Raw genomic sequence first — 20,155 nt, 5'->3', positions numbered from 1 at the left:
AATATAATTTTGCGTTCACTTTTTGCGGGTTTATGAGTGGTTTTAGGTGGGTTTTATGCCATTTTTGATGCATTTTCTGTATGTTTCTAAGTTGAAACTACACCTGGTCATACTGAATTGAATCTTTGACCTGTAATGCTACCGGGCGATCGACTAAGAGCGATGCCAGCTCAATTCCCAGATCCAGCGCATATCCAAGTCCACGCGCCGTTGTGATATTGCCGTCCGTCACAACGCCCGCACCCGTCAGCTTCGCACCGGTCAGGGCATCCTCAAAGCCCGGATAGCAGGTTGCCTTCTTGTCCTTCAAAAGCCCCAGCTGCCCCAGAATGCTCGGAGCCGCACAGATCGCTGCCAGGCGCTTTCCAGCAGCATCTGCCTGCACCAGTGCATCGCAGAGCGGTTTGCACGCCATCAGATTTTTCGTTCCCGGCATACCGCCCGGAAGGAACAGAAGATCCGCTTTCATCGGGTCAACCTCATGCAGCAGAGCATCTGCATGGATACCAAATCCATGTGCGCCCTTCACCTCTTTTTTACCCGTAATCGAAACCAGTTTTACCTTCACACCCGCGCGGATCAGCACGTCCGCCGTCGCCAGACATTCCACTTCTTCCAGTCCATCTGCTAAAAATGCGTATACCACAGCCATGATTATTTCCTCCTGTTCTTTGTTTTTATAACACTTTTTATATTAATTTTTTTATTTTCCACAAAGCAATCATTTTTTCTTTTTAGATATCAGAAAATCATTGCAACTGTTCAATTCGTTCACTTTTTTATTCTTCGTGAACCGCATTCGTTGTTTTTCCAGCTTTTCCTTTTGAAAATGCCTTTACTAGCACCCACACATTCACCGCCTCGTCAAGAATCAGGCTCAAAATCCAGCCACAGAGCACATCGACCAGCGAATGCTGTTTGATGAACATGGTTGAAAGACAAATCAGAATCGTGACAATCCACGAAAGTGTACGGATCGGTTTCTTGTTCCGCACACTTGCCGCGTGGCAGATCGTCAGATGTACCGCCACAGTGCTCGATACATGGATCGACGGGCAGACATTGTTCGGCGGATCCACCCTCCGCAGAAACCGCACAATCTGCGCGCAGAAATTCTGTGATGTGATCTCCTGCCGCAGATTTAAACCGTTTGGTGCCAGCAGGTAGACAAATAAGCAAAAGGTTGCTCCTGCAAACATCACAAAGCAAAGCCGCAGATACGCCTCCCGGTCCCGAATCATAAAATAAAGCATAAACACCGGCACCCACGCGTACCACAGAAAATACGGCAGTACGAACCATTCATTAAACGGTATCAGGTCATCGACCGCACAGTGTATAATATGAACATCCGATGGTTCGTGCAGCTCCAGCAGAAAAAATCCTGACAGAAACACCAGCATATAGAGTCCTGCCAAACAGTAGCGGTGCGTTTTGATCCAATTCATTACTTGTTTTATCATTAATAATATACCTTTGTATTGTTCTTTCGTTTTTATTCTTTCGTTTTTAATACCAGGTTTTCCGCCAGCGCCAGACGGCTGTTCTGGTACTCGCCCGTAAACGTCACCTCGCGCCCGAACCATTCCGGCGGCACAAAGGCAAGTGCGGCTTCCTCACTTGGAAATTCAACCTCCGCCAGCTTCAATCCCTCATATTCGCCTGAAAAAATGTCCAGCTCAATCGTGTACTCCGTTCCTTCCATCGGAATCAGATAACGCTTTTTCGTCAGATCCTGCCGTCAGCCTTCGAGCGGAGATGCTCATAGGATTCCTTCGTCAGCGGCAGATTGTATTCCTCCCGCGCCATCAGTCCTTTGGATTTGTAGGTCAGATAATAGGTGTCATCCTCCTGACGGACACGCACAACCGGGGCAGTGCTTAGATATGCCTGCTCGATCTGGTGGAAGGGGTATCCGGCTATATCAAATGGAATGTGACTAATTAAATATTTGCGTTCGATTTCCATAAAATTAGTTGTCCTTTTTATATTTCTTAAAAAGTCTTAACAAAAGTACCGTATTTCTCCAAAATGAGAAAGCCATTTTTCTATAATTTCTTCACTGTTGGCCTCTATCACCCGAATCATACTGTTCAAAATTTGGGCTGATATTTTGGAAGAATTGTGGCTGAGCAATGCCTTGCCCGTACTGGTTATCCACACTTTTGTCGCATTTGAAGTTGCTCTTCCCTCTGCAATATGGACATGCACCGGTTCCAGCGGCTCATTTTCATTCGACCAAAAATATACAATATATGGTCCAATCCTAAAAATTTGCGGCACTCAGAATTCCTCCCTCTTGTGAAAACTCCATAATCAAGTGTGCATTTTCCCGAATCAGTTTCTTGAAATAACTCATTTCCATATCTGAATAACCATTTATATTCTCCCACTTGTAATCTGGCAAATAGCATATCGCATTGTGAAATCCATCTTTTTCATCGGGTGTTTCTATATAAACTTTAACCCTGCCATCTGCCCGCATTTCAGAATGGGTAATTTCCGTATCATCATTTAAGGTCATAAATGGGTACATCATCTTTCTTCCTCCTCTCATTTATCCTCAAAACAGTTTTAACCACGGCTGCTTTCTACTTATTCAGCATCCCCATCACCACAACCACCACAAACAGTACCACCATCACGCCGATAAAAATATCCATCGTCCGCACAGAGACATGCACATGGTCATAGATGCGCTCTTTGATGGTCTTTTCTTTCATGAGTTCCAGCTCCCGGCGGAGCTTTTCATTTTCCGCTTCCAGTTCCTCCAGAGTTTTATCTGCCGTCTCCTCTGCCGCTTCTTTCGCCGTCTCCAGTTTTTCGCTCACTGTTTCTTTTATCGTCTCATTCTTTTCCAGCATTTCGTTTTCGCTCATCCTTGTTCCTTTCAGAATATGGCTTGTTTTCTCTGCTGCTCACTCTGAAACAGCCTCTTCTCTTATTATATCCATAAAAATAAGTTCAGGCAATCCAAAAATATTTTTCCGTCACTGTCAAAGCAAGAGCTGGCACGCCATCTCATCCACCATCCCCTGCCGATTACAACTTTTCAGATTTATACAAGAAAAATCCTGCCCGGCAGTTTATATAATAGAAGATTCCAACGGATTATCCTATTATAAAAAACTCCCCCGCCATGCATCCATGGAGAGGGAGTTTCTGATTTCTTTTCGAACTTATATTTATGTACGGTTTCAGACGACTTTTCATATGGTACATACATTCTCGTCAGAACACAGTTAATCTTATTACTTCTTCGCAATATACTTACGGATATCCAGCGCAATCGCAACAACGATAACGATACCCTGTGCAATATACTGATAGTTCGGGTCGATGCCGAGGAACTGTAAGCAGGTCTTTAAGAACTCGAATACAAGTACACCGATGATAACACCGGAGATACGTCCGATACCACCGTTTACAGATACACCACCGATGGTACAAGCTGCAATAGCCTCCAGCTCGTAACCGTTACCGGTATTTACACCGGCACCACCAGATTTAGCTCCCAGAAGGAAACCTGCGATAGCATACAGTGCAGTAGCTGTTACATAGATGATGATCTTGGTTTTCTTAACATTTACACCAGCAACCTCTGCTGCTGCCTCGTTGCCGCCGATTGCATACATATATTTACCATGGCGGGTGTAGTTAAATACGAACCACATGATCGCGCCGATGACAAATGCAATGATGAACAGGTACGGAATACCGAAGAAGTTACCATTTGCAATGATGGTATACTCCTGACGATAACCGCCTAACGGAACGGATTTTGTGTAAACCAGGTTGATACCGTATACGATCATCTGCATACCCAGGGTACCGATGAAAGCCGGTACATTCAGGTAAGCAACTACGATACCATTGATAAGACCAAATACACAGCAGATAGCGATACAGATAAGGAGAATCAGCCATACGTTCTGCTCGCCAAATCCTTTGGTAAGTTCAAAATGTCCGCTGTAATCACTCTTCTGGAGCAGAGTACCTGCCAGGCAGGCAGAAAGTCCAACCAGACGGCCTGCAGAAAGGTCGGTACCTTTCGTAATCAGACAGCCGGATACGCCGACTGCGATGATGAAACGGCATGCTACGTTGATGGAAATGTTGCTAAAGTTGCTGCTGCTGAAGAAGTTCTGTTTTGTTACACCAACAAAGAGAACCATCAACAGGATCAGAATAACGATACCGTTATTGATCAATATATCTTTTACATTCAGTTGTTTCTTATCCATTCTCTCTTCCTCCTTTAGAACTTAGTCGCGTAGCTCATGATACGCTCCTGAGTTGCTTCCTCACCCTGTACCTCACCGGTAATGTGACCATTACACATGACAAGGATACGGTTCGACATACCAATCAGCTCCGGCATCTCAGATGAAATCATGATGATACCTTTGCCCTGCTTTGCCAGGTCAATCATGATCTGGTAGATCTCGTACTTGGCACCAACGTCGATACCACGGGTCGGCTCATCCATGATGAGGATATCCGGGTTGTTGGCCAGCCAGCGGGAAATCAGAACCTTCTGTTGGTTACCGCCTGAAAGTGACTGAATCAGTGTCTTACTGCTCGGTGTCTTGATTGAAAGCTTTGCCACGTTATCCTTGACAAGCTGCTCAATCTTCTTCTTATTCAGTTTGATACCATAGTGTAAATACTGATCCAGGGAGGAAATTGATACATTATCTGCAATGGACAGACATCCCAGAATACCAGTTCCGCGTCGGTCCTCGGTAATCATACCGATACCGCCCCGGATTGCATCCTGCGGACGCTTAATGTTCATTTTCTTACCCTTAATATAAACTTCTCCGGATTTAATATGACGCATACCGAAGATACCTTCCATCAGTTCCGTTCTCTGAGCACCTACCAGGCCGCCGAATCCAAGAATCTCGCCTCTTCTAAGGGTGAAGGAGCAATCCTGGAAAGAACGATCATGGATACTGGAATATCCTCTGACATCCAGCAGTACCTCTCCGGCTTTTGTATCATTCTTCGGAGGATAGATATTGGTCAGCTCACGACCAACCATCTGTTTGACGATCTCATCATCCGAAATCTCGTCCATATGCCAGGAACCAACATAGGTGCCGTCTCGCATGATGGTAATATCATCACAAATCTCACGAATCTCCGCCATCTTATGGGAAATATAGATGAGGGATACGCCTCGTGATTTCAGGTCACGGACAATGCGGAAAAGCGCCTCTACCTCATTATCCGTCAAGGAGGAAGTCGGCTCGTCCAGAATTACAACTCTGGCATTTAAGGATACAGCCTTGGCAATCTCGACAGACTGCATCTGGGCGATGGACATGGTTCCCAGTTTTGCCTTCGGGTTATACGGCATCTTAACATCGTCCAGCCATTTTGCTGTCTCTTCAAACATCTTTTTATGGTCGATGACCTGAATCGGACCAAATTTCTTGGTTGGATAACGACCGGTGTACATATTCTCTGCTACCGTTCTCTCAGGTATCGGCTGCAGCTCCTGATGTACCATGGCCAGTCCTCTGTGAAGGGCTTCATCCGGATTGTGGATCTCCACTTTTTCTCCATCCAGATATACCTCACCTTCATCCATATGATAAATACCAAAGAGACATTTCATCAAGGTGGATTTACCAGCGCCGTTTTCTCCCATCAGTGCATGGACGGTGCCGGGACGTACTTTGAGGTTTATCTTGTCCAGAGCTTTTACGCCAGGGAAGCTTTTCGATACCCCGCGCATCTCCAATCTGTACTCTGCCATCCCATTCTCTCCTTTCATAAAATCGGGTGTGCCATCTGCACACCCGACACTTTATTCACTCCCCTGCAGGGGAGTGATATGTTCATAACCGTCCTTTTCTGAACAGCTACAATTATTTAATCATTTCCAGAATATCGCCAGCGTTCTCAGTTGTAACCTTTACATAGTCTACCATGTATACGTTGTCAACTTCTTTGCCGTTTACGAAATCCAGAGCTTTGTCAGCTGCTGTATGAGCCTGTCCGAAGTAATCGTTGAATACGGTACCGGTCATCTTGTCGTTCATAACGTTCTCAACAACCTCAACCAGAGCATCAACACCTACCAGGTAGATATCTTTGTTTACAGTTCTTCCAGCTGCCTCGATAGCCTGCAGAGCACCAAGAGCCATAGCATCGTTGTTGCAGAATACAACATCGATCTTGTCGCCGTACTGGGACAGAGCGTTAGCAGTGATCTCCTGACCCTTTGTCTGATCCCAATCACCACGCTGCTTGGTCAGCTCTTCAACCTCTACGCCAGCTGCCTTTAAAGCCTCAACGGATTTCTCAGTTCTGTACTGAGCATCTACGTTCTCCGGATCTCCCTGAACCATGATGTAACGAACAACGCCGTCGCCGTCTGCATCACCCTTGTTCTCAAGCTCAGCGATCTCTTCACCCTGATATGTACCGGACTGTCTAGCATCAGCACCTACATAAGTAGCTTTGATGCCGTCGTCAACCCAAGCCTGCTCTCTCTCAGCATCCGGCTCACGGTTGATGTAAACAACCGGGATACCTGCTTCGTTGCAGATGTTGGTTACATCCGGCTCAGAAGAAGCCTGAACCAGGTTGATGATCATAACATCAAATCCCTGAGTAACGAAGTTACGGATCTGGTTCATCTGCTCGGACTGGTCATTCTTACCATCCATGATGGAGATGTTCTCTGCCTTTAAGCCAAGCTCATCTACTAAATATTTCTGAAGTTCGTTTCTATACAGTGTCATGAAGTTATCAGCGAACTGGTAAATAGAAATACCAACTTTAACTTCTGCCGGATCTTTTCCTTCGATTGCTTCTTTAACAGTCTCTGCTGCGTCAGCTGCTGCTGTTGTCTCTTCTGCCGCTGCAGTTGTCTCTGCCGGTTTGCTGGAGCAAGCAGTTACGGAAAATGCCATTGCAGTTGCCAAACCAAGTGCTGCTACTTTTTTCAGTTTCATAATGTTTGTCCTCCCTTAAACTTGCGTATCCGTTTGCGCTGTCCGGATCCACCGAACAGTTAAATTTTCCGCATACACACATTATACAGTTTCGCCGATTCGTCATTTTTTCTTATCGACACCATTATTATACGGATCGTTTGTACACTTTTCCATATAATTTTCTTGGTTCTTATATAAAATTTTTTTAGATCCTTTGTGATTTTATTCACATATTCTTGTTTTTCCGGTGTGAAACTGTGGGATTTTATGGTAAATCAGCAACAGTCAACGCTTTCTGACTGCATTGATAATAGGTTCCTTCCTCTAATTCGACCTTTTCCTGTACATTTTGACCAAGTGCCTCAGCGGCAGCTATCTCAAAAATCACTTCTGCATACTCGTCGCTGTCACACTGGACTGTTCCATACAGTTTTCCGCTCTTAAGCCCCTCTATTCCCTGCGGGGTTCCGTCGATGCCGACCACCTTGACGCCCCTTGTGTCACCGGCGCGTTCAAGCGCCTCGGCAGCTCCGAGCGCCATCTCATCGTTGTTGCCGATCACCACCTCGATCGCATCCCCGAACTGGCGGATCCACTGTTCCATCAGCGCCGCCGCCTGGCTCCGATCCCAGTTTGCCGAACCACCGGTCAGTTTTTCCAGCGGAATATCTCCGTCGCGCATCGTCTGCACCGACCACTCTGTCCGGATCAGCGAATCCTGATGGCTGCGCTCGCCCTCCAACATCACATATCCCACGGTTCCATCCCCATTTAAATCAAGACTGCCCGGATTTTCCTGATACGCATCCACCAGAAGCTCTCCCTGCAGAACCGCCGATTCCCGCGCGTCCTCCCCTACATAATAGAGGTGCTCCCACCGTTTCATGTCCTCCTCGACCGGTTCGCGGTTGAAAAATACGACCGGCGTCCCGGCATCCATCGCCTTGTTGATGACATACGATGCTGCTGAGCGATCCACCATATTGACGCAGATCGCATCGTATTCCAGGGAAAGGAAACGATCTACCTGGCTGTTCTGCGTATTTTGGTTTCCCTTCGGATCCATGATTTCCAGATTGACCTTAATGCCCGTCTGCTGCTCATATTCCTTCGCCTTTTCCTCCAGGCTGGAACGGATATTGTTGATAAAGGCATCCTCGCCCCGGTACAGCGTTACACCGATACGGATGCTCTTTTTTTCTGCCGGTTTTGCCGCGCTGCATCCATTTAAAAGAAGTGTGCCCACTGCCAGAAGTGCCAGCGCCATCTGAATGCTTTTTCCGTTTTTTTTCATCTTTCTATACTCCCTCCCGGATTTTTAATCAATCGGGTACAGCATCTTCTCATATTTCTTCGAGCGCAGCTCATCTTTCTCTATATAGTAGGATTCCAATGAAAGCTGGCTTCTCTCCTGCTCTTTTTCAATCGCCTGCACTGCTTTTTTGACCGCAAAATAGCCCGCGTCAAACTGGTTTGTCACCACCAGCCCCCGGATTGTCCCCTTGTCAAGCTGATCCAGCAGGGACGGCATCATCCCGACGCCGTATAGCCCGGAAATGTATTTTCCGTACACGCTGCTTCCGCCGACAATCTCCGCCGCCTCCGCTGTGCTGGCGAAATCCAGTGCCGCCACCACCGCCGTGCCGCTGCCCGGATAAACTGTTTTTTCAATGACGGAACGGTAAGTATCATCGGTGCCGCGCGCACAATGGTATAGGAAAAGCCCTGTTTTTCCAGCACCTCCGTCAGCCCCTGCTTCATCTCCCCCGCCTTGCCGATATATGGGTTATCTGCAAAGATCCAGACAGGAAGATCGGGCTCTGTTCCGCCGTAATCGCCTCGCCAAGCTTTCTCCCGGCTGCCGTCCAGTCCATATGAACCGCCCCCTTGACCTCCTCATCCGGTGATAATTCACCCAGCAGGATAATCGGCGTTCCATATGTATTTTCTTCCAGATATTGGCGGCATTCCAGCTCATCAACCGGCTCCAGTATCACTGCCCCGGCACCGTCTGCCGCTTCCCGGCGCACCAGCTCCATCTGCTGTGCCAGATTATCCTTTTCATACAGGGTAATAAAGCTGACATCTACATTATACTCAACCGCCGCCTGATCCACGCCCTTGCGGAAGTTGACGTAATCATCATCCGAAGTATCGCTGATAATCAGGACACCGGGTAGACCTCCACCTCTTTTTCCTTGATGATCCAATCCGTGGAGGAAAGGAGATACAGCAAAATAAGTCCCACACACAGGATTCCCCAGAGCACCAGCTCCTTTTTTTTTCTCACTCCATATCGCATTGATCTGTCGCCCCCACTTTTACACTTTCTTCTCTTCCAGCACTTTCTCGTAAGGCACTGCCGGAAGATGAATCTTCACCGCGGTTCCCTCATCCGGCTCCGACTCGATCGAAAGACCATATTCCGCGCCGAAATACAGCTTGATCCGCTCGTTGACATTGCGTACCCCGATGCCGGATCCGCGCTTGGATGCCACGTGCGCCGTATCGGTAAAGAGGCTCTCGACCTGTTCCTCCGTCATGCCAAGCCCATTGTCCCGCACCTCCAGATACAGCTCTTTTTCCTCCTGCCAGGCGCGCACGAAGATCTCGCCGTCGCCGTCCATATATTCCATGCCATGGTAGATCGCATTCTCCACCAGCGGCTGCAGCATCAGTTTTAAACTTGCAAGTTCCAAAACCTCATCATCTGACTCGATCGTATAGGTAAACTTATTTTTAAACCGCATCTGTTGGATCATCAGGTAATTCCGGACGTGTTCCAGCTCATCCTTCACAGTAATTAAGCTCTTGCCGCGGCTTAAACTGATACGGAAGAACCGCGCCAGCGCCGTCACCACCTTGACCGCCTCCGTTTTCTGCTCATTTTCAATCATCCAGACAATGATATCGAGCGTATTATAGAGGAAATGCGGATTGATCTGCGACTGCAGCGTATCAAACTCCTGCTTGCGTTTCGCCTCATGCTCACGCACAATATCCTGCATCAGGAGGCGGATCTGACCCGCCATATCACTGATCGATTTTCCCAGATGGCGGATCTCATACGAACCGCCGATGTACACCGGTGCGCTTAAATTGCCCGCCTCCAGGACGCCGACCGATTTTTCCAGCTCGCGGATCGGATTCGTGATCCTCGATGAAATATAAGAGTTAATCAGAGCCAGAATGCACAAAATGAGGGCAATGACAAATACGATAAAAAGCCGGGTTTTGATCGTGTTGAGCGACACGGCATTTTCCGGCGTCACCCCGACCACCTTCCAGCCTGTGTAGCCGATCGTCTTGACCGTCGCCATCCGCTTTTTTCCGGCAAATATCTCCTCATGATTTCCGTCCGAATAGCCGACTGCCCGTCCATTGTTCTCCTGCACCCAGCCGGAATCCAGAAGCTGCATCTGCGGGTGGTAAAGAATCTCGCCATTTCCGCTGATCATATAGAAATAACCGCCGCGCCCCGTCGTGATGCCGCCAAAGAGCTGTTCCAGGCTCGAATAGCGGATATCGACCAGAAGGACGCCCTGCGAGGTCGAGGTTCCGTGTGTCAGTTCGACCGCCCGCGATAGCGAAATGACCCATCGGTATTGATTTTCCGCATTGTCAAACACATACTGTACGTGCGGCAGGGAAAAATGCTGGTTTTCCGTCCGGTTTAAGGCGCTCCGGAACCATTCTTCCTGCGTCACATCCACCTCATTTTTCAGACGCACCGCCGGGACTGCCTCCAGAAGCGCCCCATCCTCCGAAAACAGGGCAATATTCTCCACATTATCCTTATTATTATCGTAGAGAAGCGTAAATTCACTTCCAAGCGACTGGCTCGACAGATCGGCATTCTTGATCGTGCCATAATAAAGCGAGTCGGACAGCTTCATGATCGTGCGGAGATACGACTCCACAGAGCGCCCCACCTGCGCGATCAGGTTCTGGCTCTCCTCCTGTACTACTTCCGTGACCTGCCGTGACATTCTCTGGTACAGCGACAGGGAGATCAGCACGCTCGCCGCCAGCGCCGTGATCGTAAAATAGATAAAGATCATCGACCGGATGCTGGCGTCGTCAAAGAGCTTTTTCTTCCAGATCGTCCTTTTTTTACCCATTATGCCTCCCCACTCCGGTGTGCCGTGCGGTACCGCGTCGGGGAAACACCGAATTTTTTCTTAAATACGTAACTGAAATAGTTCTGCTCCGGGTAGCCGACCTTTTCCGCGATGATATACGTCTTGTCGTCAGTTGCCATCAGAAGCTCGACCGCGCGCCCCAGCCGGACATCGGTCAGATAGGCGATGTACGCCTGTCCCGTCTCCTTCTTAAACATCGTTGAAAAATACGCCGGGCTCATATGCAGATGGCGGCAGATCTTCTCCACCGACAGATCCGGATCTTGAAAATTGTCCTGAATGTACTGCTTCGCCTCGCGGATCACGTTTTTTGTCGTATTGCTCCGCTCTTCTTCCATTCCGGCATTCATCTTGAGCGCCACCTCGGTCAGGTACGGGCGGACATTCTCCATCTTCTGGACGCGCCCCAGAATCTCGAAATAATCATTTTCCACGCCAAACATCTCGCTGATCCGCAGATCATACTGCTGGGAGAGCTGTGTCAGCACATTGATGATCGCAAGCACATACGCCTGATACTGGCGGTAATGCACCCGCGCATCCTCCATCCGGCTCACAATCCCGTCTATCACGGAACGGATCTTTTCCTTCGGTCCAAACTTGACTGCCGCTATAAGCTCCGACTCCATCCGGCTGTCGAACCGGAGTTTTTCATGCCCGGACGGCTCCATATCGCCGATGCAGATCACACCGCCGGAACCTGTGATCGCACGGTAACCGAGCGCATTGAGTGCCGTGTGGCACGGGCGGCTTAAATCCGTCAGCGAACTGCAGCTCTCACCCACGCCGATCGTAACCGATACCTCCAGAATTTTCTTCGTCTCCTTGCAGATATCGCCCAGCAGGGCAATCAGTCCGGTCTGCGTATTGTCTTTGTCGATCGCCACCAGAAGGATCGTCTCAAAGGAAGAGTGGAACACAATAAAACGGTACTGCCCTTCCAGTTTTTCCTCAATCAGATTGCGGACGGAAATCGGAATCAGCTCCCGCTGCTGATGCAGCGAAACTGCCTTGTCCACCTTCTCATCCGGTTCCAGATGGATCGCCGCAATCACCCATTTGACCGCACCCGCAACGTCGATCGCATATTCGTTCAGTTTTTCCTCAATCTGCGCTTCCTCCATGCCGCCGTGAATCAGGTCATTCAAAAAATGTTCCCGGATCGCCGGAAGGCTCTTGATATAACTCTCCCGAAGCAGGGTAACATTCCGCTTCTGCTCGATCTCCTCATCGAGATTTTTCTTGATTTTCTTTAAAATCGCCGTCAGCTCTTCGACATTGACCGGCTTTAAAATATATTCGATCACATTGAGCTTGATCGCCTTTTTGGCGTACTCAAATTCATCAAAACCAGAAAAAATCACGATCTTGATGGACGGATATCTCTGCCGTATATTCTCCGCCATCTCCAGCCCGTCCATATATGGCATCCGGATGTCTGTCAGCACAACATCCGGCTCATTCTGCTCGATCTTTTCCAGCGCTTCCTTCCCGTTCTCCGCATCCCCGATCACCTCGAATCCGGCATCCTGCCAGTCGATTTTGCGTATGATGCTTGTCCGTACTTCCTCCTCGTCATCTACCAGCATGATTTTATATGGGTTCATATGGATTCGTCCTTTCAGTTCCTGATGCAATGTTGTTGTGAGCCAGTTTGTCTTAGGACTCTGGAGCTCTGCTACGGTATCCCCATTCCAGCTTTCCCTGACACCTCATGAGGAAGTGGCTGGGCAGGCTGGAATGAGGGGAATTTCTTTCTTTACATTATACCACATCTTTCTTTATTTGTGAGTTTGTGATTTTTCACTGGCAGGTTCCAATTTCTGTAAAGGCGTGCTTCGTCCCCGGGTGCGGGAACCCGGTTCCACACAGCGTCTGCATCCAGTCCGCCGTCCGCGGCAGGCGAGACAGTCTTCATCTATTTCATAAACGGCATTTCCATCAATGATCAGCCGGGTGTTCATAGCTCTGAATCCTTTTCTTTCTTATTTTTTATAATATACTATATGTGGTTTTTCCTGTCCCGGAGCTTTTTTCTTTAAACATTCCCGTTCTTTTTCGGTTCCAAAAGTGCCTACCCGTGAACCAAAACGTCTTTTTTTCCTCTCATCTGCATATATTGAGACAAAGATTTGGGAGGTTTTTTTCGTGAACCAAGATGTTTCTCTCAAAATGACCGAGTTAGACCGCCTGACCTCACTCCCACATATGCAGCTTGTCAAGGCGGCGCTTCCCTATATTCACATCCCGGAACAGCGTTTTTTCTCCCTGTTTGTGAAATTCCGCGAACTAGAAAAGACGATGCAGCTATTTGCTGATCCGGCCGACGGTGAGATCGGAATCTGCTCGGTGGGCGAACGCGACAAGGATTCGCCGATTGATATGCTGAAAGCGATCAAGCCGTATGGCACAGAGGAAGAGCAAAGTTCGATCGATCTGGTCTTAAATTTTATCGAAGGTTCCCGCCTCTATGAATCCTACTGGCAAAATATGCCGCAGACAGCATCCTTTCCGACTTCGCAAGATATCCGGAATGATTCACCCAATTCTGATGCAGTTCCGGCATCTGTTCTTTACCCGCAAGCCGATTATCCCCGCAGACAGAAAGAACCCACAGACCGTGCATCTGCACATCCACTTCAAACAGACAGGAGGCACACACTATGGAATTTCAAAACTGGAAACAGGATCCGAGACTCCGCTCCATGGATCCAGACAAAATAAAACAGATGGAACAGTTAGCCAATCAGGCAAGAAATATGCCGCAAGACAAGCTTCTGCCTCTTCTCATGAGTCTCCGGGGCAGCAACGGTTCCCCGCAATTCTCAGCCTCGGAAATGGACACTCTTTTTTCGATTCTGACCGACAGAATGCCCCCGGCGCAGAAACGGCAGGCGGAAATGCTGCGGATGCTGACCCAGCAGATGGGCGCGGCAAATAAATCATAAAACCAGAGTTACCACTGCTATTTTTCCAAATCATGCTACAATTCATTTCGATAATGAGGGCTTGTGATGCAGGCTGAAAGGGAACCACAAGTTCCGGTCCAAAACCTGATTTGGATAATGCCAACATAGAGACAGATATTTTGAGACACCTGAGCGCCGGATACTGTCCGGCGTTTTTTCATTAGAAAATTATGTCCTATGAAACAAAAAAACCTCATCTGGGGGTTCCTATCTGCTTCCAGATAAAAATCCCCAAATGAGATCTGACTCTCACAGCCTATCTAATTAGTAATTTGCTAAATCGCTCTCATCCTGCACCACCACAATCTTCGTCCCGGTATCCACCTGGCGCACAACCTGTTTCATATCTTCCTCCGGAATACTGATGCACCCGGAAGTTCCCGTATTATTCCAGCTCTTCGGGCAATGCAGAAAGATCGCCGATCCCTTTCCCGGTGTACACTCCGGATTATAATCCAGCACCAGGCCATAATTATACTGCGGTGCCTGCGCCATCAGATCCTCCGCCGAATTCCAGTCCTTTTGTACCTGCTTCGTATTTGCCAGCTTGTTATAATACTGGCTGTTTCCGTCATCCACATAATAATCGCCGTCCGCGATCTGGTGATACGGCAGAATCGTTCCCGGATTTGCCTTCAGGCCAAATGCCATCGTAAAGCGGTACACACCCGCCGGTGTCTTCTTATCGCCCTCCTGCTTCTGCGTCGTGATGCCGTTCATGCCGCTGACCGCTTCTTTCGACATCACCTGCACCAGTTTTCCATCTGCATCGCGTTTATACCAGTCCAGACGGCTCTTCGCCGGATCCTGGCGGTTGCCAATCACCACAATCAGCTGCGTTGCATCCTTCGCCGCCTCCAGTGTATTTACATCCCCGTTGTAGCTTGCCGTAAGCGCCGGTCCTGTCGCTTTCTCCGCCGCCATCGCAGCCGCCGGAGCTGCCGCACTCATCAACATGCCTGCTGCCAATACTACCATTGCTTTCCGCTTCATTCTCAATTTCATCTTATTTATCTCCTATTATTTTATGTATCTGAATTTCACTCAAAAATCGGCTGCTTTTATCTTTCGCACACCTTTTTCCACACACTCTGTCAGTTCCTGCCACTTTCCAGTCCAGCCGCCTGCAGCATCGCCTTTCCAAAAATATGATGAAACAGCGCAATCACGCGCCCCACCAGCACGACAGCACAGACCGTTCCAATGCCGATTCCCACCGGTTTTCCCGCAAACAAAAGCCCCATGAGCAGTGACAAAACGATACAGGTTACATCGACACAGTTCTTCATCAGACCTGTGTCGATTCCAAAGGTGTCCGCCAGCACCTGCACCAGACCATCACCCGGATTTGGCACCAGCCGCATTGACAGGGACATCGCTGCGCCGACGCCTGTAAAAGTCAGGGCAAGCACCAGCACGCCCATGCGTCCTAAAAGTCCAGAAGCCGCCGGTCCACATTCTTCCAGCGGCGGTATGCACGCTGAAAATACATTCAGAAATCTTGTAAATGCAATACTCAATGGAAACTGCAGAGCATCTTTCATAAGCAAGCTGCGTCCTGCTTCTCCTTTCTCCCGCAGATGAATCGCCGCCTGAATCAAGACAAAGATACCATACAGGACAAAGGTCATATCACCAAAATTCCGGTTCCAGATCACGGACGCTGCATACGAAAGTGAAATAATCGGCGACACTCCGAGTCCTGCTTTGGTATTGAGTGTAAGCCCCATCGCCAGAATCAGAAGCCCCATCAGATAGAAGCTCCACCGTGCTGCCCCGCTTCCCGTCGGTTTCTCCGTCATTTCCATGTTGTGATTCAAGATTTCCTCATCCCTTTTTCTTAATATTCGTTAAATCGTAACTGTTCAGTCCCCTCACAGTCACGCGCAAAAATCCATTAAAAATTGCCTATGGCAATGGGATTTTTGCCTGCTGGCCCATGTTTTCGTACGGTCAGCGCAGTAAATGCGCAGACCTGCTGAACAGTTACATTAAATCTATTCTATTATAGATCCTCCTCTTTCCACTTGACAAGCGCTTTCCGTTCTCTTTACTTTTTCCATCCTCTATGCTACACTAAACTCATGATTTTAGCTGTATCAAAGGAGTTTTATACATATGAAAAAAGATATGACCGAAGGGCGGGAATGGTCCTCCATCCTGCTCTTTTCCCTGCCTATCATGGGGGCAAACCTGCTGCAGGTTTTGTACAACCTCGCTGACAGCGTGATCGTCGGAAACCTCATCAGCGCAACCGCCCTTGGAGCCGTCGGACTAACCAGCTCCATGATCTGGCTTCTGACCGCCATCTGCACCTCCATCGGTGCCGGTGTCAACATCGCAGTTGCCCAGTATTTCGGTGCCAAAAAAGAGACAGACATACAGGAATCCATCTCCGTCTCCTATCTGATTGCCGTGGGCGTAAGTATATTTTTAACCGCCGCCTGCTTTCTGGCAGCCCGTCCAGTTATTTTCGGTTTTTTGCAGGCACCGGAAGAAATGCGTTTCGACAGTATGGCATACTTTCTGATCTACAGCGGTGGAATTATTTTCCAGCTGCTCTACAATGTTACCTATGGCATCCTGCGGGCACACGGTGATTCGCGCGGCGCACTCATTTTCCTGATGATCTCCGCCGCCCTGAACATCGTGCTGGACTGTGTGTTTATCTCCGTCTTTCATATGGGTGTCTCCGGCGCGGCTGCCGCGACCGTGATCGCACAGGCAGGTTCTGCCATCGCCAGTTTCCTGTACCTGCGGCATATTTTCCCGGACTTGCTGCCAAAACGTCGTTATCTCTACGCCTGGAAAGGACAGGGGGCGCTGCTGATGCGCCTGAGTATTCCGATCATGCTGCAGACGGGCGTCAATTCGATTGGTTTCCTCATCCTGCAGCGTCTCATCAACTCATTCGGCGCTCCCAGCATTGAGGCTACGCTGCCATGCTGAAGGTCGAACAGCTCGCACACATCCCGTCCCAGAGCTTTAACGTCGCCATCTCCAGCTTCGCCGGACAGAATATCGGCGCCGAAAAGCTGGACCGTGCCCGCCGCGGTTACCGCACGACCATCCTGATGGGTGTCCTGATCAGTATCTCCATCAGTATCGTGGTTCTGCTTTTTGACCGGCCGCTTCTCCAGATCTTCAACATCACCGGAGAGTCCCTGCGGCGCGCAAAGGAACATCTCGACATCCTGATGTTCTTCATCTGGACCAGCACGATCACCAACATCACCTGCGGTTTTCTGCAGGGTGCAGGCGATGTCAAGATCCCGGCAGCTTCCGGCTTCATCAACCTGGGCATCCGCCTCGCGCTCTCCTTCCTGCTGGCGCTCACCCCGGTTGGCTTCCGCTGCTACTATGTGAGCATGCCGCCCGCATGGCTGATCGCCTGCTTCGTAGTTGTGATGCGCTACCGGAGTGGAAAATGGAGGGAGTTTCGGATTGTAAAAGAGTAAAGAAAAGGGATGGAAGAATTCACTTTGGAGGGTGATTTCTTCCATCCTTATTTCGTTTAGAGCTCTTTTTCGCGTTTTACCCTCTCCTAAAATTTTAGCACACTACTATCTATAAAACACAAACTCCATTTTTACCATGCACATTCCACTCCACGCGCACACCGCTGCTGCCAGTGCCCGGTATGTAAACACGATATGGATATAAGAATATTGGATCTTCATTCTGGTAATCTGGTCGGTAGGCTGCAGCAACGCAGTTCAGGGCACTGACATCTTCTTTTTGATAACAGGCATTTCCAATCATAAGCGCATCCGTCCAGTTATCCAGCTGATCCGCATATGTATAACCAACCGCCGCACCTATTCCTTAAACTTTTCCAAAATATTCCTAACTTCATCCACATCTATCTTCATCTGTTCTGCAATCTGGTTTTCTGTATATTTATCTCGATATAATCTATAAATTTCAAACACCCGTTCTTCACCCTGCTTCTGCCCTTCCTTTAATCCATCCTTCTTACCTTCCGCATACTCTGCCTTCCGAATCAATTCCTTTTCCCGTTTCTCATCATATTCGAAAATACACACCTCTATCGCCTCCGTTCGATTCTTTCTCAGGAAATCAGCCAGTATATTTTCCTCAATACATTCCGTCACAGCCTGCTCTGCCGCCCGGTTTATGTCCTTATACTCTGCCGCATATTTACGAATCTTGTCAACCAGAAGCATATACTCTTTCAACAGGCAGCAAGTTTCCAAAATCCTCTGTTTTTTATCCAGATTAATATTCAATACCTTCACTATCAATTCCAGCTCTGGTTCATCCGCCTTCTGGCAGAATGAATGTGACAGTTTCAGAACACTTTCCGCTTCCCGCTCCTCTTCTCCATTGTAAAATACAACAAAGTGTGGGGTCGGCAATTCTACCAGCGTTGACGCATACAGCGTTTGATTCCGAATGAGCATCTGGTATTCTTTCGTCACATAAATCAGAAAACGCAGCGGCATATTCGGATTCCAGGTTGACTGATGTTCATACAAATTCAACTGCATATCCAGCAAAAATGCCTGGTCATTTTTCATATTCATATAAACTGCATTTTCCAGCGTCACGATCTCCAACTCTTTTGCATCCGTATAATGTGAATGATTTACCGCATTATACAGACTCAACAGGTTCTCCCTTGTACTGAAAATCATCCGAAACAACGTATCCTTGTGATCCCGCCTTACTTTTACAGAATTCATATTTCTCATTCATTCTCCCTTCTGGCAGGAGAATTTCCACTTTTCTTTTAACCCTTTGAAAATCTCCTGCTCTTCAATTATTGTTGACTTGGATAAGCATAAGATTTCTCAGATTAAAATTAGAATATTAGATACCGCTTAAATTGCTGATAAAGAAAAATATATGCTTGATAAGATAAATGTAGCATATCCGCATATAGGATGCAAGAAGAATTTATTTCTTTTATATTCCTATTTTATGCCCCAGATTACTGTTCACACATGAGTGAACAGTAACTGCCCCAGAACATTCCCAGATACCGTTTCCGCATTTCCATATCCAACGGTGCATCTGTCATAACTTTCGTATTCAAATAAGGAGTGCCCTCCCTCCGAAAGACACTCCCGTCTAAGCTAAAAATCATTTAAATCGTTCCAAAATTTTCCGTACTTCTTCTACATTCATCCCCAGCTTCTCTTTAATCTGGTTTTCCGTGTAGTTCGCGCGAAATAATTGGTAAATTTTAAATATCCGTTCGGCTTCTTCTTTCTTTCCAGCTTCCCGTCCAATCCTTTCTCCCTCTTTCATACCTTCCGAATACTCCGCCTTCCGGATCAGCTCCTTCTCCCGCTTATCATCATATTCAAAAATACACATTTCAATCGCCTCCGCCCGATTCTTTCTTAAAAAATCAGCCAGTATATTTTCCTCGATACACTCCGTCACTGCCTGTTCGACTGCCTGATTAATATCTTTATACTCATCCGTATATCTACGAATCTTATTCACCAGAAGCATATATTCTTTCAAAAGCTGGCACGCCTCCAACACTTCCTGTTTCTTATCAAGGTTAATATTCAACACCCTTACCATCAATTCCAGCTCTGGTTTATCCGTCTTCTGCTGAAACGAATGCGACAGCCTCAGAATCGTCTCCGCCTCCTGCTCCGTCTCCCCATTATAAAACACAACAAAATGCGGTGTCGGCACCTTTACCAGCGCCGATGCATAAAGCGTCTGATTCCGCACCAGCATCTGGTACTCCTTTGCCACATACATCAAAAAGCGCAGCGGCATATTCGGATTCCAGGTGGACTGATGTTCATAAAGGTTCAGCTGCATATCAAGCAGAAACGCCTGATCATTCTTCATGTTCATATAAACCGCATTTTTCAGCGTCACAATCTCAAGCTCCGATGCATCTGTGTAATGCGAATGATTCACCGCATTATAAAGACTCAGCAGATTCTCCCTCGTGCTGAAAATCATCCGAAACAGCGTATCCTTGTGATTCCGCTTCACTTTTACAGAATTCCTACTTCTCATTCATTCTCCCTTCTGGCAGGAGAATTTCCACTTTTCTTTTAACCCTTTGAAAATCTCCTGCTCTTCAATTGTTGTTGAC

The 20,155-nt window shown here is 47.9% G+C and carries 23 protein-coding genes and 1 pseudogene; 4 read left to right on the top strand and 20 right to left on the bottom strand.

Translation table 11 applies throughout. The features are described from left to right. Positions 1 to 97: 97 nt before the first annotated feature. The 15 genes and pseudogenes from DWX76_RS04985 to DWX76_RS04925 all read right to left on the bottom strand — a co-directional run bounded on the left by DWX76_RS04985 (position 98) and on the right by DWX76_RS04925 (position 12,702). Positions 98 to 652 carry a DJ-1 family glyoxalase III gene (locus tag DWX76_RS04985; protein ID WP_118570227.1) on the bottom strand — a complete coding sequence of 185 codons (555 nt, stop codon included), beginning with the start codon at positions 650 to 652 and terminating at the stop codon, positions 98 to 100. A 127-nt stretch (positions 653 to 779) separates the two neighbouring features. Next, positions 780 to 1,448 (bottom strand): phosphatase PAP2 family protein, encoded by a 669-nt coding sequence (locus tag DWX76_RS04980; protein WP_182429730.1) that lies wholly within the window; start codon positions 1,446 to 1,448, stop codon positions 780 to 782. 47 nt (positions 1,449 to 1,495) lie between these two features. Beyond that, positions 1,496 to 1,968 (bottom strand): annotated as a pseudogene (locus tag DWX76_RS04975) (CYTH domain-containing protein). 36 nt (positions 1,969 to 2,004) lie between these two features. Next, positions 2,005 to 2,283, bottom strand: a complete 279-nt coding sequence (locus tag DWX76_RS04970) for a DUF4160 domain-containing protein (RefSeq protein ID WP_107001610.1) — start codon at positions 2,281 to 2,283, stop codon at positions 2,005 to 2,007. Beyond that, on the bottom strand, positions 2,267 to 2,539 hold the full coding sequence (locus DWX76_RS04965) for a hypothetical protein (protein ID WP_107001611.1): 273 nt from the start codon (positions 2,537 to 2,539) through the stop codon (positions 2,267 to 2,269). Before DWX76_RS04965 ends, DWX76_RS04970 begins: the two co-directional genes overlap by 17 nt. A 52-nt stretch (positions 2,540 to 2,591) precedes the next feature. Further along, a complete protein-coding gene (locus DWX76_RS04960; RefSeq protein ID WP_227589388.1) occupies positions 2,592 to 2,879 on the bottom strand; it encodes a hypothetical protein in 288 nt (95 codons plus the stop codon). Positions 2,880 to 3,251: 372 nt separating this feature from the next. Then, positions 3,252 to 4,244, bottom strand: coding sequence for an ABC transporter permease subunit (locus DWX76_RS04955; RefSeq protein ID WP_118570225.1), 993 nt, complete (start codon positions 4,242 to 4,244; stop codon positions 3,252 to 3,254). Positions 4,245 to 4,258: 14 nt separating this feature from the next. Further along, a complete protein-coding gene (locus DWX76_RS04950) occupies positions 4,259 to 5,767 on the bottom strand; it encodes a sugar ABC transporter ATP-binding protein (RefSeq protein ID WP_107001613.1) in 1,509 nt (502 codons plus the stop codon). A 112-nt stretch (positions 5,768 to 5,879) separates the two neighbouring features. Continuing rightward, positions 5,880 to 6,971 (bottom strand): substrate-binding domain-containing protein, encoded by a 1,092-nt coding sequence (locus DWX76_RS04945; protein WP_182429729.1) that lies wholly within the window; start codon positions 6,969 to 6,971, stop codon positions 5,880 to 5,882. Between the two features lie 247 nt (positions 6,972 to 7,218). Next, on the bottom strand, positions 7,219 to 8,247 hold the full coding sequence (locus DWX76_RS04940) for a galactose ABC transporter substrate-binding protein (RefSeq protein ID WP_118570223.1): 1,029 nt from the start codon (positions 8,245 to 8,247) through the stop codon (positions 7,219 to 7,221). A 24-nt stretch (positions 8,248 to 8,271) separates the two neighbouring features. Continuing rightward, positions 8,272 to 8,526, bottom strand: coding sequence for a hypothetical protein (locus tag DWX76_RS14260; RefSeq protein ID WP_243021934.1), 255 nt, complete (start codon positions 8,524 to 8,526; stop codon positions 8,272 to 8,274). Then, positions 8,484 to 8,714 carry a hypothetical protein gene (locus tag DWX76_RS14255; protein ID WP_243022458.1) on the bottom strand — a complete coding sequence of 77 codons (231 nt, stop codon included), beginning with the start codon at positions 8,712 to 8,714 and terminating at the stop codon, positions 8,484 to 8,486. The genes DWX76_RS14260 and DWX76_RS14255 overlap by 43 nt, the downstream gene beginning before the upstream one ends. After that, positions 8,711 to 9,205 (bottom strand): hypothetical protein, encoded by a 495-nt coding sequence (locus tag DWX76_RS14250; RefSeq protein ID WP_243022457.1) that lies wholly within the window; start codon positions 9,203 to 9,205, stop codon positions 8,711 to 8,713. Before DWX76_RS14250 ends, DWX76_RS14255 begins: the two co-directional genes overlap by 4 nt. A gap of 69 nt (positions 9,206 to 9,274) precedes the next feature. Beyond that, positions 9,275 to 11,074, bottom strand: a complete 1,800-nt coding sequence (locus DWX76_RS04930) for a sensor histidine kinase (RefSeq protein WP_118570222.1) — start codon at positions 11,072 to 11,074, stop codon at positions 9,275 to 9,277. Further along, a complete protein-coding gene (locus DWX76_RS04925) occupies positions 11,074 to 12,702 on the bottom strand; it encodes a response regulator (RefSeq protein ID WP_107001617.1) in 1,629 nt (542 codons plus the stop codon). Before DWX76_RS04925 ends, DWX76_RS04930 begins: the two co-directional genes overlap by 1 nt. A 541-nt stretch (positions 12,703 to 13,243) precedes the next feature. Between DWX76_RS04925 and DWX76_RS04915 the strand changes: the two genes are divergently transcribed. Beyond that, positions 13,244 to 13,819 (top strand): hypothetical protein, encoded by a 576-nt coding sequence (locus tag DWX76_RS04915; protein ID WP_147353837.1) that lies wholly within the window; start codon positions 13,244 to 13,246, stop codon positions 13,817 to 13,819. Then, on the top strand, positions 13,759 to 14,043 hold the full coding sequence (locus DWX76_RS04910) for a hypothetical protein (RefSeq protein WP_147353836.1): 285 nt from the start codon (positions 13,759 to 13,761) through the stop codon (positions 14,041 to 14,043). The genes DWX76_RS04915 and DWX76_RS04910 overlap by 61 nt, the downstream gene beginning before the upstream one ends. 285 nt (positions 14,044 to 14,328) lie before the next feature. Here the strand turns inward: DWX76_RS04910 and DWX76_RS04905 are convergent, their stop codons facing one another. Further along, positions 14,329 to 15,069 carry a L,D-transpeptidase family protein gene (locus DWX76_RS04905; protein ID WP_118570219.1) on the bottom strand — a complete coding sequence of 247 codons (741 nt, stop codon included), beginning with the start codon at positions 15,067 to 15,069 and terminating at the stop codon, positions 14,329 to 14,331. Positions 15,070 to 15,158: 89 nt separating this feature from the next. After that, positions 15,159 to 15,884 carry a DUF6198 family protein gene (locus tag DWX76_RS04900; protein ID WP_243022456.1) on the bottom strand — a complete coding sequence of 242 codons (726 nt, stop codon included), beginning with the start codon at positions 15,882 to 15,884 and terminating at the stop codon, positions 15,159 to 15,161. A gap of 298 nt (positions 15,885 to 16,182) precedes the next feature. Here DWX76_RS04900 and DWX76_RS04895 point away from each other — a divergent pair, with 298 nt between their 5' ends. Both DWX76_RS04895 and DWX76_RS04890 read left to right on the top strand, forming a co-directional pair. Beyond that, on the top strand, positions 16,183 to 17,013 hold the full coding sequence (locus tag DWX76_RS04895; RefSeq protein WP_118570218.1) for an MATE family efflux transporter: 831 nt from the start codon (positions 16,183 to 16,185) through the stop codon (positions 17,011 to 17,013). Further along, on the top strand, positions 17,007 to 17,522 hold the full coding sequence (locus DWX76_RS04890) for an MATE family efflux transporter (protein WP_118570217.1): 516 nt from the start codon (positions 17,007 to 17,009) through the stop codon (positions 17,520 to 17,522). The genes DWX76_RS04895 and DWX76_RS04890 overlap by 7 nt, the downstream gene beginning before the upstream one ends. A gap of 109 nt (positions 17,523 to 17,631) precedes the next feature. Here DWX76_RS04890 and DWX76_RS13810 read toward each other — a convergent pair whose 3' ends face one another. From DWX76_RS13810 to DWX76_RS04880, 3 genes are all read right to left on the bottom strand, one after another. Beyond that, positions 17,632 to 17,826: a hypothetical protein gene (locus tag DWX76_RS13810; RefSeq protein ID WP_146143927.1), complete on the bottom strand. Its 195-nt coding sequence runs from the start codon at positions 17,824 to 17,826 to the stop codon at positions 17,632 to 17,634. A 56-nt stretch (positions 17,827 to 17,882) separates the two neighbouring features. Next, positions 17,883 to 18,779 (bottom strand): transposase, encoded by an 897-nt coding sequence (locus tag DWX76_RS04885; RefSeq protein WP_118570216.1) that lies wholly within the window; start codon positions 18,777 to 18,779, stop codon positions 17,883 to 17,885. A 391-nt stretch (positions 18,780 to 19,170) separates the two neighbouring features. Further along, a complete protein-coding gene (locus DWX76_RS04880; protein WP_118467377.1) occupies positions 19,171 to 20,076 on the bottom strand; it encodes a transposase in 906 nt (301 codons plus the stop codon). Positions 20,077 to 20,155 lie beyond the last annotated feature (79 nt).

Origin of the sequence: Clostridium sp. AF21-20LB (genome assembly GCF_003478795.1) — a bacterium.
GTDB classification, from domain to species: Bacteria; Bacillota; Clostridia; order Lachnospirales; family Lachnospiraceae; genus Otoolea; species Otoolea fessa.
The sequence above is the reverse complement of the archived record's forward strand: the minus strand, read 5'-3'. Positions and strand labels throughout refer to the sequence as shown.

What these genes read in the sequence shown, in the direction of transcription:
- DWX76_RS04985 (WP_118570227.1), bottom strand. Translation starts at nt 652, where the DNA reads ATGGCTGTGGTATACGCATTTTTAGCAGATGGACTGGAAGAAGTGGAA.
- DWX76_RS04980 (WP_182429730.1), bottom strand. Translation starts at nt 1,448, where the DNA reads ATGAATTGGATCAAAACGCACCGCTACTGTTTGGCAGGACTCTATATG.
- DWX76_RS04965 (WP_107001611.1), bottom strand. Translation starts at nt 2,539, where the DNA reads ATGATGTACCCATTTATGACCTTAAATGATGATACGGAAATTACCCAT.
- DWX76_RS04960 (WP_227589388.1), bottom strand. Translation starts at nt 2,879, where the DNA reads ATGAGCGAAAACGAAATGCTGGAAAAGAATGAGACGATAAAAGAAACA.
- DWX76_RS04955 (WP_118570225.1), bottom strand. Translation starts at nt 4,244, where the DNA reads ATGGATAAGAAACAACTGAATGTAAAAGATATATTGATCAATAACGGT.
- DWX76_RS04950 (WP_107001613.1), bottom strand. Translation starts at nt 5,767, where the DNA reads ATGGCAGAGTACAGATTGGAGATGCGCGGGGTATCGAAAAGCTTCCCT.
- DWX76_RS04945 (WP_182429729.1), bottom strand. Translation starts at nt 6,971, where the DNA reads ATGAAACTGAAAAAAGTAGCAGCACTTGGTTTGGCAACTGCAATGGCA.
- DWX76_RS04940 (WP_118570223.1), bottom strand. Translation starts at nt 8,247, where the DNA reads ATGAAAAAAAACGGAAAAAGCATTCAGATGGCGCTGGCACTTCTGGCA.
- DWX76_RS14255 (WP_243022458.1), bottom strand. Translation starts at nt 8,714, where the DNA reads ATGAAGCAGGGGCTGACGGAGGTGCTGGAAAAACAGGGCTTTTCCTAT.
- DWX76_RS04930 (WP_118570222.1), bottom strand. Translation starts at nt 11,074, where the DNA reads ATGGGTAAAAAAAGGACGATCTGGAAGAAAAAGCTCTTTGACGACGCC.
- DWX76_RS04925 (WP_107001617.1), bottom strand. Translation starts at nt 12,702, where the DNA reads ATGAACCCATATAAAATCATGCTGGTAGATGACGAGGAGGAAGTACGG.
- DWX76_RS04910 (WP_147353836.1), top strand. Translation starts at nt 13,759, where the DNA reads ATGGAATTTCAAAACTGGAAACAGGATCCGAGACTCCGCTCCATGGAT.
- DWX76_RS04905 (WP_118570219.1), bottom strand. Translation starts at nt 15,069, where the DNA reads ATGAAATTGAGAATGAAGCGGAAAGCAATGGTAGTATTGGCAGCAGGC.
- DWX76_RS04895 (WP_118570218.1), top strand. Translation starts at nt 16,183, where the DNA reads ATGAAAAAAGATATGACCGAAGGGCGGGAATGGTCCTCCATCCTGCTC.
- DWX76_RS04890 (WP_118570217.1), top strand. Translation starts at nt 17,007, where the DNA reads ATGCTGAAGGTCGAACAGCTCGCACACATCCCGTCCCAGAGCTTTAAC.
- DWX76_RS13810 (WP_146143927.1), bottom strand. Translation starts at nt 17,826, where the DNA reads ATGATTGGAAATGCCTGTTATCAAAAAGAAGATGTCAGTGCCCTGAAC.
- DWX76_RS04885 (WP_118570216.1), bottom strand. Translation starts at nt 18,779, where the DNA reads ATGAGAAATATGAATTCTGTAAAAGTAAGGCGGGATCACAAGGATACG.
- DWX76_RS04880 (WP_118467377.1), bottom strand. Translation starts at nt 20,076, where the DNA reads ATGAGAAGTAGGAATTCTGTAAAAGTGAAGCGGAATCACAAGGATACG.